The sequence below is a fragment of the Bariatricus sp. SGI.161 genome, from assembly GCF_050313695.1.
Classification (GTDB): Bacteria; Bacillota; Clostridia; order Lachnospirales; family Lachnospiraceae; genus JAFBIX01.
In genome coordinates, this window is record NZ_JBNPLX010000016.1 from 1 (window position 1) to 14,785 (window position 14,785).

Genomic DNA, 14,785 nt, shown 5'->3' on the forward strand with positions numbered 1-14,785 from the left:
TATATGTGAGAACAGAGAAGTTCTCCTTCATCTTGATGAGTCCTGTGACGGTTCTGACAGGACAGTAAAATAAAAATTGACCGAATGATGAAGTTGTTAAGTGAGAGGCTGGATGCCTCTCGTTTTTTCTGATTAAAGAATAATCAGGAGGATTCCGGCATGTTTTTTACAAAGGATAAATGGAAAAAGGAATGGGAAGCTCTGGAGAAAAAGGAACAAAGTTTCCTTAAGAAGAATATCCAGGAGAAGGAATCTGTCCTTAAGCAAAAGCTTTCGGATAAGATCCCGGACAAATTGGAAGATACACTGCACGCTGCTTTCGTGAAGGCTTTTGAAATGGTCTTTGAACATGGGACAGGTATCATTGAGAAAACTTATCGCAAAGGACAGCACGAACAGAATTATCAGGAGAATGTCAGTGCAGTGGAGCAGAAGAAAAACAGGAAGAATGTAAAAGCATTTGCCAGGCAGGCTGGAAAAAGTAAGACGAAGAATCTTCTCATCTCAGGAGTGGAGGGGGCAGGACTTGGAATTCTTGGGATTGGAGTACCAGACATCCCGATCTTTACTGCTGTTTTGTTAAAAAGTATCTATGAGATAGCCCTGAGTTATGGATTCGAATATGATACGGAAGAGGAGCAGATGTTTATTCTGGGTATTATTGAGACAAGTTTGCTTAGGAGTGAAAAATTAATATTGTCCAATAACTGGCTGAACACGGAGATTGACAGCGACCTTCCTTCAATGGAGGATAAGAATGAATTGCTCCATCGGGCAGCTGGACAATTAGCAGAAGCGCTTCTTTATATGAAGTTTCTTCAGGGAATTCCGATTGTCGGAGTCGCAGGAGGACTGGCAGACAGTGTATATCTGAAGAAAATAACAGATTATGCGGATTTGAAATATCGTCGCCGCTTTTTAAGAAAGAAGCTGTCAGATGAGAGCAAATGATGAATATAGATGGTATTATTGCCGAAAATGGGTTATACTATTTTGTGTAGAAAACAAACTGTCAGATATTGGATGGCAGAAAAATACAAATCATAAAAAGAGAGGTAATCATTATGTCAGTGATTCATTTAACCAGTGATAATTTTAAAGAAGAAGTATTAGAATCTAAGGTGCCAGTGTTGGTGGATTTCTGGGCAACATGGTGCGGACCGTGCCAGATGGTAGGACCAATCGTAGAGGAATTGGGAGAAGAAATTACAGATGCGAAGATCTGTAAAGTGGATGTCGATGCGAATCCAGATCTGGCAAGAGAGTATCGGGTAATGTCAATTCCGACATTTCTGGTGTTCAAGGATGGACAGATGGTAAAAAGAGATATGGGAGCAAAGCCAAAGGAAGAACTTCTGGCATTGCTGAAGTAAGAGAAAGAGAATGAAGATCTCAAAAACCTCAAGATAGACTTACTGTTGTAACGATATCTTGAGGTTTTATCTTGTCTTGGCTGAATCTGAAAATGGGGAAGTCCTTGCATTCTTACCGTACTTCAGAGTATACTAAATATACGTTCGAAAGAGTATAATCAATGAGGGAGAGAAACATATGATAGAGACTGGAGTAATTAACGGAAGATTTCAAGTGTTACATTTAAAACATATGGAATATATACTGGCAGCAAAAATGCGCTGCAACAAATTATACATCGGGATTTCCAATCCTGACAACATGCACACCAGAGATTCGGTCAATGATGTCAATCGAAGCGAACCTTCTGCTAATCCATTGTCTTATTTTGAACGGTATCAGATGATCAGAGGTGCGATGCAGGAATTTAAGGTTCCGGAAAGTGAATACGATATTATTCCGTTTCCGATTAACTGTCCGGAATATCTGTTACAGTATACTCCGAAAGATGCAGTATATTACCTGGGAATGTACGATGAGTGGGATGAAGAAAAATATAAGATACTGCGAAGTCTCGGGCTTAATATAGAAGTGCTGTGGCACAGACCATTAGAGGAAAAAGGAATCACTGGTGCCATGGTACGAAATTTCATTGCGACGGATCAGGAGTGGGCGAAGTTTGTGCCGAAAAGTGTGTATCGTTATCTGACAGAAAATGAAATGGATAAAAAGATAAAAAGACTGGAATTGATGCGGATAGAGGAGAAGATGAATGCGTGTTTTTAGTATGTCTGCTTGCTTCTTTTGTAGTATAATGGTAGAGACTGATGTGAGATCATGATATTAAAAAGAAACGGTGTTTCATGTGCACCGTTTCTTTTGTGGTATAATAAATTTTAATCTACGAATTTTACTGCGGTTCCGTATGCCAGAACTTCTGCTGCGCCCTGTACGATGGAGCTGGAAGCGTAGTGGATATTTACCACAGCATCTGCGCCCATTGCAGCAGCATCATCTGCCATACGTTTGGTAGCAACAGCTCTGGCTTCGTTCATCATCTCTGTGTAGGAGGTAAGTTCTCCACCGACCAGTGTCTTGAAGCTGTTCATGATGTCCTTACCAAGATGTACGGATTGAATCATAGTACCTCTTACTAGTCCGATCATCTCAAATTTTTTTTCTGGAATATAATCCGTATTTACTAATATCATACCTGTTCTCCTCTCAAGATATAATTGTATTATTTTATTAATACAATTATACTATAAAAATGAAGCAAAGACGATATGCAATATAGCTGATTTATAAATTTAATACATCCTTAATGGTATAAAAGCCAGGTTCTTTATCAGCAAGATAAGCAGCGCAGTCACAGGCACCGCGTGCAAAGCATTCCCAGTTGTAGGAGTGATGAGTGATTTCCAGACGTTCTCCCATTCCGCCGAAGAATACGGTGTGGCTGCTTGGAATATTGCCGGCGCGAAGAGAGTGGTAGCCGATAGTTCCGGAAACTCTCGGGGAAGCACCTTCTCGACCGTATACGGCGATGTCATTCAGTTCTTTGCCAAGGGCATGGGCCATAATCTCGCCCATTTCCTTCGAAGTTCCACTTGGAGCATCTTTCTTCCACTGGTCGTGCATTTCTAAAATCTCAATATCCAGATCATTTCCGGCGATCGTTGTTACCATTTCCAGTAATTTATTCATGATATTGACCAGTTTTGAAGTGTTTGCTGCATACAACATCGGGATCTGGGAAGCAGCATCCTGAAACCGCTGCATCTCCTCTTCGCTAAATCCTGTAGTGCCGCATACCAATGCCTTTTTATGTGCGATTGCCAGATCAAGGACTTCCATAGCGTTCTCTTTGGTAGAAAAGTCAATGATGACATCACAGGAATCGATGACGCTTTCCAGTTCATCCACAACCGGGACACCTATTTCTTTTCCGATCATAGCAACCATTCCCAGATCACTTCCTATGTAATCACGCCCCTTTGGAGCAACGCCGGCAACCAGTTCCATATCCTCTCTTTCTGCTGCAACCTGCGTGATTAATTTTCCCATTTTTCCCCGTGGACCTACTACAATAACTTTCATAAATGTAAACTCCTTTCGCATACATGATATGACTAATTATGTCTATTTTATCACAAAATATAAGAATCACAAAGGAGTTTTCTTGACATGAAAATGTGCATAATGTATAATAAATTATAGATTATCAATAATTAATAATCTATAATAAACAAATTTCTAGAGAAGTGCCTTGTATCAAATGCTAACGAAGAGGTTATTGAGAAAAGGTGCGGGGAAAAAGGAGGATGAGTAATAATGAGTACTCAAACAAAAAAGAAGCTCCCTATGGGTTTTTGGGCATGCTCTACGACAGAGATTTTTGAACGTTTTGCTTATTATACCGGACGTTCTATCCTGTTAGTTTTCGTAGCAGCAAGTGTAGCATCAGGTGGTCTTGGTCTGTCAGAAGGAACCGCTGCGACCATGCAGTCACAGTTGACAGCATTTTCTTATGGACTTCCGATTCTGTGTTCCATTATCTGTGACCGTCTGATTGGCGCAAGGTATACCACCCCAATTGGTATGGTTCTCTGTGGCGTTGGTTACTGGATTGGATCTATGGCAACAAGCAGTGGAATGGTATATGCGATGATCTGGTGTATCAGTATCGGTCTTGCATTCTATAAGACTGGTCCGTTGATTGGTCGTATCGTATCCAGTGATCAGCTTAACAATGCATATTCTGTTCGTTATGGTCTTGTTAACATCGGTGCATTTGCAGGTCCATTCCTTGCAGGTGTTCTGTATCAGGATGTATTTGCAAGTGGAGATATGATGGGATACAGACCATGCTTCAAGATTGCAGCTATCCTGATGTTCTTAGGAGCAATCTGGTTCACCATTGGAACACGTTTTATGGGTGAAGCAGGAAAGACACCTTTCAAGAAAGAATTGACAGAAGAAGAGATTGCCCGTGAAGCAGAGTTGAAGGCAAAGAATAAAGAAGAAAAGAAGATGCCTTATACAACAATTGAAAAGAAGAGAATTGCAGCAATCATTCTGATCTGTGTATTTGCTATTATCTTCTGGATCTTCTGGTATCTGGCTTATCTGCCGGTATATTACTTCTGGGGTGAAAATGCAAACTGGGTAGTTGGAGGCTACAATGTACCACTTACATGGTTTGATGCTGCAAATGCTTTATTCTGTGTATTAGTTGGTATGTTCGTAACACCAAAGCTTTGGAGTTATCTGGCAAACAGACCGAAGGGTGATATGAGTATTTACAAGAAATGTGCATTAGGTATTGGTACTCTTGGTGTTGGATATCTGTTCTTTGCATTGATGGATATTATCCGTGGTGATGGACAGATCAGCTGTCTGTGGCTTTTAGTTTTTGCAGTTCTGATTACATTGGGTGAGATGTTCTTCTCTCCACTGGGATATGCATTTATCGCTAAGTATGCACCAAGCCGTATTTACTCTACAATGCAGTCTGTATGGGGACTTGCAATATTCTTCGCAGCAATCAGTTATGGATATGTTTATAATGCATTATTCGGAGGAGCTATTAAGTTCACGACCGCATGTATTATCATTGCAGTAATCGCATTTATTGCTGTCGCACTTTTGGTTATCCTGGATAAACCATTAACAGCACTGGTTGAGAAGAAAGATGACGAAAAATAGAGTGGATTATTAGAATATAATTATGTACAATGATATTAGGATTGCGGGATTACATATGGAATGCCTGTCAATCCTAATATTATTGGGGAGAAAAAACCCATAATAACAATTATTTTAGGAGGCGTAATACAATGAGTATTCCTGAGAGATTAACAAATTTACGTGCAAAAATGGCAGAGAAAGGAATCGATGCTTATATCGTTCCAACTGCAGACTTTCACCAGAGCGAATATGTTGGGGAATATTTTAAGGCAAGAAAGTATATTACTGGATTTTCTGGCTCTGCAGGTACAGCAGTTATCACAAAAGATGAAGCCCGTCTTTGGACGGATGGACGTTACTTCATTCAGGCAGCAAAGCAGTTGGAAGGTACAACTGTAGAATTAATGAAGATGGGAGAACCGGGAGTACCGGAACTCACAGCATATCTGGAAGATATCCTGAAAGAAGGAGATACTCTTGGGTTTGATGGACGTGTGGTTTCTGTCGGAGAAGGACAGGAATATGCAGACATTGCAGCTAAAAAAGGAGCAAAGGTCGAGTATCATGAGGATCTGATCGATCTGATCTGGGAAGATCGTCCGGAACTTTCCAAAGCACCTGCATTTTCTCTTGGAATTGAGTATGCAGGCGAATCCGCAGCAGATAAGCTTAAGAGGACTCGTGAGGAGATGGAGAAAGCCGGAGCAAATGCACATGTGCTCACGACATTGGATGACATCTGCTGGACACTGAATATCCGTGGTGATGATATTGAATTCTTCCCGTTACTTTTATCTTATGCCATTATTAAGATGGACTGCATGGAACTCTATGTTGATGAGAGTAAGCTGGATGATGATATCAAAGCTTCGCTGGCAGAACTGAATGTCAACCTCCATCCATATAATGATATCTATGAAGATATCCGTACGTTGGATGAGAATACGGTAGTTATGGTTGACCCAAGTAAGTTAAATTATGCTCTGTATAATAATATTCCGGAAAATGTTAAGAGAGTAGAAGAGAGAAATCCGGCGATTCTTATGAAAGCAATGAAGAATCCGGTAGAGATTGAAAATATCCGTAAAGCACAGATCAAAGACAGTGTTGCGCATGTAAGATTCATGAAATGGTTGAAAGAAAATGTGGGCAAGATGAAGATCACAGAGATGAGTGCTACAGAAAAGCTGGATGAACTACGTGCTGAGATGGGCAACTTTATCCGCCCAAGCTTTGAGCCGATTGCTTCTTATGGTGAACATGGTGCGATTGTTCACTACACATCATCACCAGAGACTGATGTTGAGCTGAAAGAAGGAAGCTTCTTCCTGACTGATACGGGTGCAGGATTCTGGGAAGGTTCTACAGATGTTACAAGAACTTATGCGCTGGGTGAAGTAACACAGCAGATGAAAGACGACTTTACTTTAGTTGCAATCAGTAACCTTCAGCTTGGCAGTGCGAAGTTCCTGGAAGGATGTACAGGTATGGTACTTGATATCCTGTCAAGAAAACCATTCTGGGATCGTAATATGAACTTTAATCATGGAACCGGACATGGTGTAGGATACCTTCTGAACATCCATGAAGGACCTGCTGGTTTCCGTTGGAGATATCGTAAGGGTGAGACTGAAGTGTTGCGTGAAGGTATGGTCATTACAGATGAGCCGGGAATCTATATCGAGGGCTCTCATGGTATCCGTCTGGAAAATGAACTTCTTTGCTGCAAAGGTGAGAAGAATGAATATGGACAATTCATGTATTTTGATGCGATTACACTGATTCCAATGGATCTGGATGCAATCAATCCTGATATCATGACAGCAGAAGATAAGAAGCTCTTAAATGATTACCATAAGAAAGTATATGATACCATTTCTCCATATCTGAATGATGAAGAGAAGGAATGGCTTGCGAAGTATACCAGAGCAATCTAATCCAAATGGCCTTATATATAAAAAGTACTGGAGTGCGTTGTGTTGAACAATGCACTCCAGTACTTTTTTATACATATGATAAAGACTACAAAATGATACATGATTATATATGCGGGTTAATAATATCGAAAGAAAATGGGAAATCTTTTTCACACATGTGATTATCCCGCAACATCTTATCAATCGAAAGCTTATAATGTGAATAAATGATATCACAGATTGCATGGCAGTCTTTTGTAGCATAGATGTCAAAAAGTTCTTTGTGTACTTTGTATTGCTTTCCGGTTACTTTTGAACAATCATCTACTTGACAATAGAAAGAAAAGAATGATACAAAATCTAATGCGTTCCAAGCGCTGACGAGATATGGCATATGCGCTTCGTTAATCAAGATTTTGTGAAACTCATTATCGTAAATAATTGATTCTGTATAGTCGGAATCGTCCATATTCTTCATGGATTCTAATACATCTTCCATCTCTTTGAAAGCTGCATCGGAGATGGTGCCGGCACATGCACGAGCAGCAGAAAGTTCATAGGTTCCGCGAATCAGAAGAGCTTCGATGACATCTGAAAGAGAAACGTTGCGTACAGAACAGCCAACATTTCGCGTATATTCAATCAACCCTTCCTGTTCCAATTGGCGAAGTGCTTCGCGAACAGGGCCATGGCTAACCCCAAATTGAGTAGCAAGTTCTGATTCGGTAATTCGCATACCAGGTTCAAGTTCATGATGTAATATTTTTTTTCGTACGGCGTCTGCGACCTGTTCCCGCAGCGTCTTATGATGAATAATATTTTTCATAGTGACAATAATCCTTTTGTAAAAATGTATACTTGAAAAAGTATATAAATTCATATCTATATAATAGCATAAAAAAGTGGGAATAAATAGAATTTATATACATATTTTTTTATTATTTTTCATTTTCAGGATTTAAAATCCGATGGCAGATAAAAGGGAAATTAATGCTTGCATTATAGATTTTAATTGGGTAGAATGATTGTATCGGGGTATGGCTCAGTTTGGTTAGAGCGCACGGCTGGGGGCCGTGAGGTCGCAGGTTCGAATCCTGTTACCCCGATTTTATTTTTTATGCCACGGGATGTCAATGATAAATTAAAAAACAATATTAAAGGAGGTATGTTATATGTTACATGAAGTAAAATTTCAGTCTTTTAATGAGCGGGATGAGGTCTATGGCTGGGTATATGTTCCTGCTGCCAGGCCAAAAGGGATTGTACAGATCATCCATGGATTTGGTGAGCACTCAAGAAGATACCTGTACATGATTGTGAAGTTTCTGGATGCCGGATATATTGTAGCTGCAGATGATCATGTTGGACATGGAAAGACGGCATTGGAGAATGATACCTGGGGCGACTGGGGCGACAAGGGATGTCATACCATGATGGAAGATGAGCATACGTTGAAGGAAATGGTATGTAAGATGTATCCAGAACTGCCATATTTTATATACGGTCATAGTATGGGGTCATTCATAGCAAGAGATTTTATTGCAAAGTATGGTGATGAGTTGGCAGGCGTAACGTTGTGCGGAACTGCAGGAGTATTTCCGGGAGCAGAAGAGTCAGAAAAAGTGTTGAAGCAGGTCGTAGCTGAGGGAAAAGGAAAAGAATCTGACCCATCTTATGCAGGAGCATTAATGGGATGGATGTGTGAGAGATGTGGCGAAATTAAGCTCGGGAATGAATGGATCTGCTCAGATCCATATGTGCAAGAAGATCATGCAATGGATCCGTTCGATGCATTTACAAAACCAACAACAAACCAGTCTTTGTTATATTTTGTCCAGATGATGTTGGTAATCACTGGAAAAGAGTGGGCAGAAAAAGTTCCGGCGAAACTTCCGATATACAATATTGCCGGAAATGAAGACCCGGTTGGAATGTATGGAAAAGGGGTATGTGAAGTCAGCAACTGGCTGTATGAGACAGGTCATAAGGTTGAGACAAAGTTATACTCTGGCTATCGGCACGAAATCCATAATTATTCAGATATAAAGGATGAAGTAGAAGACGGAATTGTAGCATTTATGAATAAGAATCTGTAAAACAGACAGAAGATCAGTTTTTCACAGAATTCAGACGTTGCAATTTACATAGAAAAATACTATAATTTTTTTATCTCATCTTTTATCAGAAAAATAAAGAAAAGCAGAGGTATAGATTATGAAAAAAAGAGTTGTAGTTGCATTAGGACACCGTGCCCTTGGTACAACGCTGCCAGAGCAGAAAGAAGCAGTGAAGAAGACAGCAAAAGTAATCGCAGATCTGATCGAAGCTGGTTATCAGGTAGCTATTACTCACAGTAATGCACCACAGGTTGGAATGATCCATACAGCGATGAATGAATTTGGAAAAGTACATCAAGATTATACAGCAGCACCAATGTCTGTATGTTCTGCAATGAGTCAAGGATATGTCGGGTATGACCTTCAGAATGGAATTCGTGAAGAATTGTTGAACCGAGGAATTTACAGAACTGTCAGTACAATACTTACACAGGTAATCGTAGATCCATACGATGAGGCTTTCTATACACCAACCAAGATATTAGGCCGTTATATGAACGTGGAAGAAGCGAATGAAGAGCGCAAAAAAGGAAATTATGTTGTGGAAGAGCCGGGAAAAGGTTATCGTCGTATCGTATCTGCCCCGAATCCAGTAAGCATAGTAGAGATTGATGCGATTAAAGCTCTTTTAGATGCGGATCAGATTGTAATTGCCTGTGGCGGAGGTGGAATTCCTGTCCTGGAACAGGATCATCATCTGAAAGGTGCAAGTGCTGTCATTGAGAAAGACTTAACTGCAGGTAAGATGGCAGAAGAAGTTGATGCAGATGAATTGATTATTTTGACCAGTGTCGAGAAGGTTAAGATCAATATGGGCAGAGAAAACGAAGAGGAGCTGGGAGAGATCAATCTGGAACAGGCAAAGCAGTACATGGAAGAAGGCCATTTCGGAGAATACAATATGCTTCCAAAACTCAGTGCATCCGTAGAATTTATTGAAAAGAGAGAAGGAAGAAGTGCGTTGATCACATCTTTTGATAAATTAAAAGATGCATTAAAAGGAAAGACCGGAACATTGATCAGATAACAGGCGAATATTTGGATAAAAATGGGACATACTACTTGAAAAATATAAGGAGGAATGACCCATGAAAGCCAGAGTAAATGATGGATGTATCTCATGTGGTGCCTGTGTTGCTACCTGCCCGGAAGTATTTCGGTTTAATGATGACGGAGTTGCAGAGGCATACACAGATGTAGCACCAGAATACGAAAGTACAGCAATTGAAGCAAGAGATGGATGTCCAGTAAATGTCATAGATATTGATGAATAGCTGGATTCGGATAGTCCAGAATATGAAAACCCGCATATACTACAAGTAAGTAGTGGATGCGGGTTTTGTTATGGTGACAAAGAAGGTGACGATGGCAGAATCTGCGGTTTGAATATGGGTGGTGTGGATATGCGTCTGTGTGAATTGGAGAATAAAGAAGTGATTAATGCATGTGATTGCAAAAAACTAGGGTACGTGGTAGATCTGATTATAGATGAGTGTAATGGATGTATCGAAGCACTGGTGATTCCAAAGGCGGGAAAGATCTGTGGCTTTTTATGTGATGGGTCAGAATATATTATTCCTTTTAAATGTATCAAAAAGATTGGGCCAGATATTATTCTGGTTGAGATACATGAGGAAAGAAAAAAATAACAAAAACAGAATGATAAGTTTGAAGAGACGCAGTCAGAAGTAAAATCAGAATCTGATAAAAAGCCGGAATCTGTTCAGACTGTGGAACCTGAGTTATCCGAAGAGGAACAGCGCAAGGCAGAAGTAGAGGAAATCGTAAATTCTCTGACTTTGGATGAGAAAGTAGCACAGTTATTCATTGTAACCCCAGAAGAATTGACAGGAGTAGGAGTTGTCATTGCCGCAGGCGAGACGACTCAGAATGCAATCAGCCAGTATCCGGTCGGCGGCTTTATCTACATGTCACAGAATCTTGAGAATCCGGAACAAGTACGGGAAATGGTGAAGAATGTCCAGGAGTATTCTTATCAGAGAATAGGACTGCCATTATTTATCAGTGTGGATGAAGAAGGCGGTACAGTCAGCCGGTTTAGCAATAATCCGAGTTTTAATCTGGAGAAGACTGACAGTATGAGTGTGATCGGTGCAACTGGAGACCCTCAGAATGCCTATAATGTAGGAGCAAAGATTGGAAGCTTCCTGTATGATCTGGGATTTAATATGAATAATGCACCGGATGCAGATGTGCTGACGAATCCGTCGAATACTGTGATTGGTTCCAGATCATTTGGAACAGACTGTAATCTGGTTTCTGAGATGATGCTGGCAGAGATGAAGGGACTACAGGATCAGAATATTATCCCAGTCATAAAGCACTATCCCGGGCATGGAGCGACAGAGGCTGATACGCATGCCGGATATGCGTATACGAATAAAACCTTGGATGAGATGATGGCAAATGAGCTGGTTCCGTTTATCAATGGTATCAATGCCGGAGAATTTTCAGGAAGCGTATCAGGGTGTGTTATCTGCGGTAGGAGATGGCAGGCTGACAGAAGAACGAATCAATGAATCTGTAAGGCGGATTGTGAATTTAAAATTAGATATCAGCCAAAAGTAATTTGACTTCTGTTCATTTAACCGATATACTGTATACAAGTACGATGAGAAAGGAATAACGCAAGATGAAGTGTCCATATTGTAATCATCCAGATACCAGAGTTATTGATTCCAGACCTGCCGAGGATGGCAATTCAATTCGCCGGCGCCGTTCCTGTGATGTGTGTGGAAAGCGGTTTACGACATATGAAAAGGTAGAGACGATTCCATTGATCATTATCAAGAAGGATAATAACCGTGAGCAGTATAACCGCGGTAAGATTGAGAATGGAATTTTAAGGGCCTGTTACAAAAGACCAGTATCTGCTGAAGCTATACAGCATGCAATCGACAGGATTGAGACGAAGATATTTAACCAGGAGGCGAAGGAGATTCCAAGCAGCATGATTGGAGAACTTGTAATGGAAGAATTAAAAGAACTCGATGAAGTTGCATATGTGCGTTTTGCGTCTGTATACAGAGAATTCAAAGATGTGAACACCTTTATGGATGAACTGAAAAAAATATTAAAATAAGAAGATATTTGCTTAGATAGTAATAAAGTGATAGAATAAGGGAAGAAGCAAGAAAAAGGGATTGCTTCTTCCTTTTTTATATTATATATTTTTAACAGAAACAGATGGTGCTATAGAGATACGATTATAGATTGGGTGAGATATATGAGAACATACAAGTTAACCATTTCTTATGATGGCAGCAGATACCAGGGATGGCAGCGTCAGGCTACCACTGACAACACCATTCAGTTTATTCTGGAATGGAGCATTGGGAAGCTGGTCGGATATCGGGTACATGTTGATGGGTCTGGCAGAACGGATGCCGGAGTGCATGCCCGAGGCCAGGTGGCGAGCGTAAAATTAACAAAGTTATATGATACCAAAGAGTTAAAAGATTCATTGAACCGGTATCTTCCTGAAGATATTCGTATTGTGAAGGTGGAACTTGTAAAGAATGGTTTCCATGCCCGCAAGAGTGCAAAAGGGAAAAAATATGAATATTATATTGACTGTAGAGAGAAGCCGGATGTATTTTCACGCAGATACTGCTATCATTATCCTGAGAAACTGGATATTGAAGCGATGCGTGATGCGACCAAGTATTTGATCGGGCCGAAGAATTTTACCAGTTTTACCGACGATAAGGAATGCAAAGATCCTATCCGCCGGATTACCAATATTAAGATCGTAAGTAATGGTGAGAAAGTCAGGATCACCTACTATGGTACCGGATTTTTATATCATATGGTAAGAATATTGACTGGAACATTATTAGAGATCGGTACTGGCAAGAGGGATGCGTCTAAGCTTCCGGTCGTTATTGCTGCGGAGGACAGAAGTCTGGCTGGTTTTCTGGCACCGGCAAGAGGGTTGTTCCTGCGGAAAGTATATTATTAAAAATAAAGATTCTCGAAAGAGTGGGAGGATAATCAATGAAGTTTATTTCATGGAATGTTAATGGAATCCGTGCCTGTGTGCAGAAGGGATTTGAGGAATTCTTTCAGCAGGCGGATGCGGATATATTCTGTATCCAGGAATCTAAGATGCAGGAAGGTCAGCTGGAGTTGAATACTCCTGGATATTACCAGTATTGGAACTATGCGAAAAGAAAAGGATATTCAGGGACAGCAATATTTACAAAAAAAGAGCCGATTTCTGTGTCCTATGGAATCGGCATAGAAGAGCATGACCAGGAAGGCCGCGTGATTACACTGGAATTTGAAGACTATTATTTTATTACGGTATATACACCGAATTCTCAAAATGAATTGGCAAGACTTCCATACAGAATGCAGTGGGAAGATGATTTTCTGGCATATCTCAAGAAGCTGGAAGAGAAGAAACCAGTAGTCTTCTGCGGGGATCTGAATGTTGCACACAAGGAGATTGACCTTAAGAATCCTAAGACGAACCGGAAGAATGCCGGTTTTACGGATGAAGAGAGAGAGAAATTCTCTTCGCTTTTGGATGCTGGGTTTATTGATACTTTCCGATATTTTTATCCGGATGCTGAAGGGATCTATTCCTGGTGGTCTTATCGATTCAGTGCAAGAGCAAAGAATGCAGGGTGGCGTATTGACTACTTCTGTGTATCTGAAGCTTTAAAAGAACGTCTTGTAGATGCTAAGATCCTGACGGATGTGATGGGATCTGATCATTGCCCGGTAGAGCTGGATTTTCAATAAAATAATAAGTTTCAAGGGGGAATCTTGTGGTGTTAAACTACAAGATTCCCCCATCTATTCCGATGACTTGTCCGGTCATGTAGGCCGGAGCATTGGCTACGTTCCAGATCATATCAGCGATTTCTTCTACCGTACCATATCTTCCGGCAGGAATCTCTTCTTCTAATGCTTTTCTCTCTTCAGCCGATAGCTGTTGATTCATAATTGTATCAATGACGCCGCAGGCAATAGCATTTACCTGAATATTGCTTGGCGCCAGTTCTTTGGCAAGAGCTCTGGTGAATCCATTCATGCCGGATTTGGAGGCAGAATAAGCTACTTCGCAAGAGGCTCCAGAAGTGCCCCACATAGAGGAAATATTAATAATCTTTCCAGATTTTCGAGAGATCATTGCAGGTACGGCGGCACGACTGCAATAGAATACGGAAGAGAGGTTGGTCTGTATGATTCGCTCCCATTCATCATTGCTCATATCCATCATTAATCCAATGTGTGAGATGCCCGCATTATTGACTAAAATATCCAGACAATCACAGGATTGATAGATGGTTTGGAATATCTGAGTAACATCGTCGGGGTTTCCGACATCCCCGGTAACAATCGTACAAGTACTCTGATATTTATTCTCAATGATTTTTTTGACGTCTTCTAATTCAGCAACTGATGTACGGCAGTTCAAAAATACATGATATCCTTTCTTGGCAAATAATAATGCGGTGGCCTTTCCGATTCCCCGGGAGGCACCGGTAATCAAGATGTTTTTCTTATTCATATAGAACTCCTGTCTTTTATTTATAAAATATTTATTAAATCTAGGTTTTATACACCGTTATTATATCTCGGAATTGTTGCGAATTAAAGTGTCAAGTGTTATGATTTACATAGTTAATTTCATTTTTACATGCAGGAAGTAACGGAGACGGATAAGAAAGAAGAGGA

Annotated in this window: 17 protein-coding genes and 1 tRNA gene; 14 read left to right on the forward strand and 4 right to left on the reverse strand. The window is 40.4% G+C overall.

The window, feature by feature from the left end; translation table 11 throughout:
• The first annotated feature begins 159 nt into the window (after window positions 1-159).
• The 3 genes from ACQRBH_RS10425 to ACQRBH_RS10435 all read left to right on the forward strand — a co-directional run bounded on the left by ACQRBH_RS10425 (window position 160) and on the right by ACQRBH_RS10435 (window position 2,139).
• Window positions 160-951 (forward strand): EcsC family protein, encoded by a 792-nt coding sequence (locus ACQRBH_RS10425; RefSeq protein ID WP_427743133.1) that lies wholly within the window; start codon window positions 160-162, stop codon window positions 949-951.
• 113 nt (window positions 952-1,064) lie between these two features.
• Entirely contained in the window at window positions 1,065-1,373 is a 309-nt protein-coding gene (gene trxA, locus ACQRBH_RS10430; protein WP_427761589.1) for a thioredoxin, read from the forward strand.
• A 178-nt stretch (window positions 1,374-1,551) separates the two neighbouring features.
• Window positions 1,552-2,139 carry a nicotinate-nucleotide adenylyltransferase gene (locus ACQRBH_RS10435; protein ID WP_427761591.1) on the forward strand — a complete coding sequence of 196 codons (588 nt, stop codon included), beginning with the start codon at window positions 1,552-1,554 and terminating at the stop codon, window positions 2,137-2,139.
• Between the two features lie 110 nt (window positions 2,140-2,249).
• Here the strand turns inward: ACQRBH_RS10435 and ACQRBH_RS10440 are convergent, their stop codons facing one another.
• Together ACQRBH_RS10440 and dapB are read right to left on the reverse strand one after the other, a co-directional pair.
• Entirely contained in the window at window positions 2,250-2,564 is a 315-nt protein-coding gene (locus ACQRBH_RS10440; RefSeq protein ID WP_427761592.1) for a YbjQ family protein, read from the reverse strand.
• Between the two features lie 91 nt (window positions 2,565-2,655).
• Window positions 2,656-3,453 (reverse strand): 4-hydroxy-tetrahydrodipicolinate reductase, encoded by a 798-nt coding sequence (gene dapB, locus ACQRBH_RS10445; protein ID WP_427761593.1) that lies wholly within the window; start codon window positions 3,451-3,453, stop codon window positions 2,656-2,658.
• A 234-nt stretch (window positions 3,454-3,687) separates the two neighbouring features.
• On the opposite strand from dapB, the gene ACQRBH_RS10450 reads away from it, so the two are divergent.
• On the forward strand, window positions 3,688-5,061 hold the full coding sequence (locus tag ACQRBH_RS10450) for a peptide MFS transporter (RefSeq protein ID WP_427743129.1): 1,374 nt from the start codon (window positions 3,688-3,690) through the stop codon (window positions 5,059-5,061).
• 131 nt (window positions 5,062-5,192) lie between these two features.
• On the forward strand, window positions 5,193-6,980 hold the full coding sequence (locus ACQRBH_RS10455; protein WP_235232527.1) for an aminopeptidase P family N-terminal domain-containing protein: 1,788 nt from the start codon (window positions 5,193-5,195) through the stop codon (window positions 6,978-6,980).
• Window positions 6,981-7,083: 103 nt separating this feature from the next.
• Here ACQRBH_RS10455 and ACQRBH_RS10460 read toward each other — a convergent pair whose 3' ends face one another.
• On the reverse strand, window positions 7,084-7,785 hold the full coding sequence (locus tag ACQRBH_RS10460; protein WP_235232528.1) for a GntR family transcriptional regulator: 702 nt from the start codon (window positions 7,783-7,785) through the stop codon (window positions 7,084-7,086).
• Between the two features lie 205 nt (window positions 7,786-7,990).
• Here ACQRBH_RS10460 and ACQRBH_RS10465 point away from each other — a divergent pair.
• The 9 genes from ACQRBH_RS10465 to ACQRBH_RS10505 all read left to right on the forward strand — a co-directional run bounded on the left by ACQRBH_RS10465 (window position 7,991) and on the right by ACQRBH_RS10505 (window position 13,846).
• Window positions 7,991-8,065, forward strand: a tRNA-Pro gene (locus tag ACQRBH_RS10465).
• Window positions 8,066-8,131: 66 nt separating this feature from the next.
• A complete protein-coding gene (locus ACQRBH_RS10470) occupies window positions 8,132-9,055 on the forward strand; it encodes an alpha/beta fold hydrolase (protein WP_427761595.1) in 924 nt (307 codons plus the stop codon).
• Between the two features lie 118 nt (window positions 9,056-9,173).
• On the forward strand, window positions 9,174-10,103 hold the full coding sequence (gene arcC, locus ACQRBH_RS10475) for a carbamate kinase (RefSeq protein ID WP_235232530.1): 930 nt from the start codon (window positions 9,174-9,176) through the stop codon (window positions 10,101-10,103).
• Between the two features lie 61 nt (window positions 10,104-10,164).
• Window positions 10,165-10,350, forward strand: a complete 186-nt coding sequence (locus ACQRBH_RS10480; protein ID WP_427761597.1) for a ferredoxin — start codon at window positions 10,165-10,167, stop codon at window positions 10,348-10,350.
• A gap of 129 nt (window positions 10,351-10,479) precedes the next feature.
• Complete coding sequence (locus ACQRBH_RS10485) at window positions 10,480-10,725, forward strand: PRC-barrel domain-containing protein (RefSeq protein ID WP_235232597.1); 246 nt, start codon at window positions 10,480-10,482, stop codon at window positions 10,723-10,725.
• Between the two features lie 81 nt (window positions 10,726-10,806).
• Entirely contained in the window at window positions 10,807-11,616 is an 810-nt protein-coding gene (locus ACQRBH_RS10490; RefSeq protein ID WP_427761598.1) for a glycoside hydrolase family 3 N-terminal domain-containing protein, read from the forward strand.
• Between the two features lie 113 nt (window positions 11,617-11,729).
• Window positions 11,730-12,179, forward strand: a complete 450-nt coding sequence (nrdR, locus tag ACQRBH_RS10495; RefSeq protein ID WP_235232547.1) for a transcriptional regulator NrdR — start codon at window positions 11,730-11,732, stop codon at window positions 12,177-12,179.
• 144 nt (window positions 12,180-12,323) lie between these two features.
• Window positions 12,324-13,058 (forward strand): tRNA pseudouridine(38-40) synthase TruA, encoded by a 735-nt coding sequence (gene truA, locus ACQRBH_RS10500; protein ID WP_235232548.1) that lies wholly within the window; start codon window positions 12,324-12,326, stop codon window positions 13,056-13,058.
• Between the two features lie 35 nt (window positions 13,059-13,093).
• Entirely contained in the window at window positions 13,094-13,846 is a 753-nt protein-coding gene (locus ACQRBH_RS10505; RefSeq protein ID WP_235232549.1) for an exodeoxyribonuclease III, read from the forward strand.
• A 37-nt stretch (window positions 13,847-13,883) separates the two neighbouring features.
• Here the strand turns inward: ACQRBH_RS10505 and ymfI are convergent, their stop codons facing one another.
• The gene (ymfI, locus tag ACQRBH_RS10510) at window positions 13,884-14,618 is read right to left on the reverse strand and encodes an elongation factor P 5-aminopentanone reductase (protein ID WP_427761600.1); all 735 of its coding nucleotides are present in this window, start codon (window positions 14,616-14,618) and stop codon (window positions 13,884-13,886) included.
• Between the last annotated feature and the right edge of the window lie 167 nt (window positions 14,619-14,785).

What these genes read in the sequence shown, in the direction of transcription:
- ACQRBH_RS10450 (WP_427743129.1), top strand. Translation starts at nt 3,688, where the DNA reads ATGAGTACTCAAACAAAAAAGAAGCTCCCTATGGGTTTTTGGGCATGC.
- dapB (WP_427761593.1), bottom strand. Translation starts at nt 3,453, where the DNA reads ATGAAAGTTATTGTAGTAGGTCCACGGGGAAAAATGGGAAAATTAATC.
- ACQRBH_RS10470 (WP_427761595.1), top strand. Translation starts at nt 8,132, where the DNA reads ATGTTACATGAAGTAAAATTTCAGTCTTTTAATGAGCGGGATGAGGTC.
- ymfI (WP_427761600.1), bottom strand. Translation starts at nt 14,618, where the DNA reads ATGAATAAGAAAAACATCTTGATTACCGGTGCCTCCCGGGGAATCGGA.
- ACQRBH_RS10505 (WP_235232549.1), top strand. Translation starts at nt 13,094, where the DNA reads ATGAAGTTTATTTCATGGAATGTTAATGGAATCCGTGCCTGTGTGCAG.
- arcC (WP_235232530.1), top strand. Translation starts at nt 9,174, where the DNA reads ATGAAAAAAAGAGTTGTAGTTGCATTAGGACACCGTGCCCTTGGTACA.
- truA (WP_235232548.1), top strand. Translation starts at nt 12,324, where the DNA reads ATGAGAACATACAAGTTAACCATTTCTTATGATGGCAGCAGATACCAG.
- ACQRBH_RS10425 (WP_427743133.1), top strand. Translation starts at nt 160, where the DNA reads ATGTTTTTTACAAAGGATAAATGGAAAAAGGAATGGGAAGCTCTGGAG.
- ACQRBH_RS10440 (WP_427761592.1), bottom strand. Translation starts at nt 2,564, where the DNA reads ATGATATTAGTAAATACGGATTATATTCCAGAAAAAAAATTTGAGATG.
- nrdR (WP_235232547.1), top strand. Translation starts at nt 11,730, where the DNA reads ATGAAGTGTCCATATTGTAATCATCCAGATACCAGAGTTATTGATTCC.
- ACQRBH_RS10485 (WP_235232597.1), top strand. Translation starts at nt 10,480, where the DNA reads ATGCGTCTGTGTGAATTGGAGAATAAAGAAGTGATTAATGCATGTGAT.
- ACQRBH_RS10480 (WP_427761597.1), top strand. Translation starts at nt 10,165, where the DNA reads ATGAAAGCCAGAGTAAATGATGGATGTATCTCATGTGGTGCCTGTGTT.
- ACQRBH_RS10435 (WP_427761591.1), top strand. Translation starts at nt 1,552, where the DNA reads ATGATAGAGACTGGAGTAATTAACGGAAGATTTCAAGTGTTACATTTA.
- ACQRBH_RS10455 (WP_235232527.1), top strand. Translation starts at nt 5,193, where the DNA reads ATGAGTATTCCTGAGAGATTAACAAATTTACGTGCAAAAATGGCAGAG.
- trxA (WP_427761589.1), top strand. Translation starts at nt 1,065, where the DNA reads ATGTCAGTGATTCATTTAACCAGTGATAATTTTAAAGAAGAAGTATTA.
- ACQRBH_RS10460 (WP_235232528.1), bottom strand. Translation starts at nt 7,785, where the DNA reads ATGAAAAATATTATTCATCATAAGACGCTGCGGGAACAGGTCGCAGAC.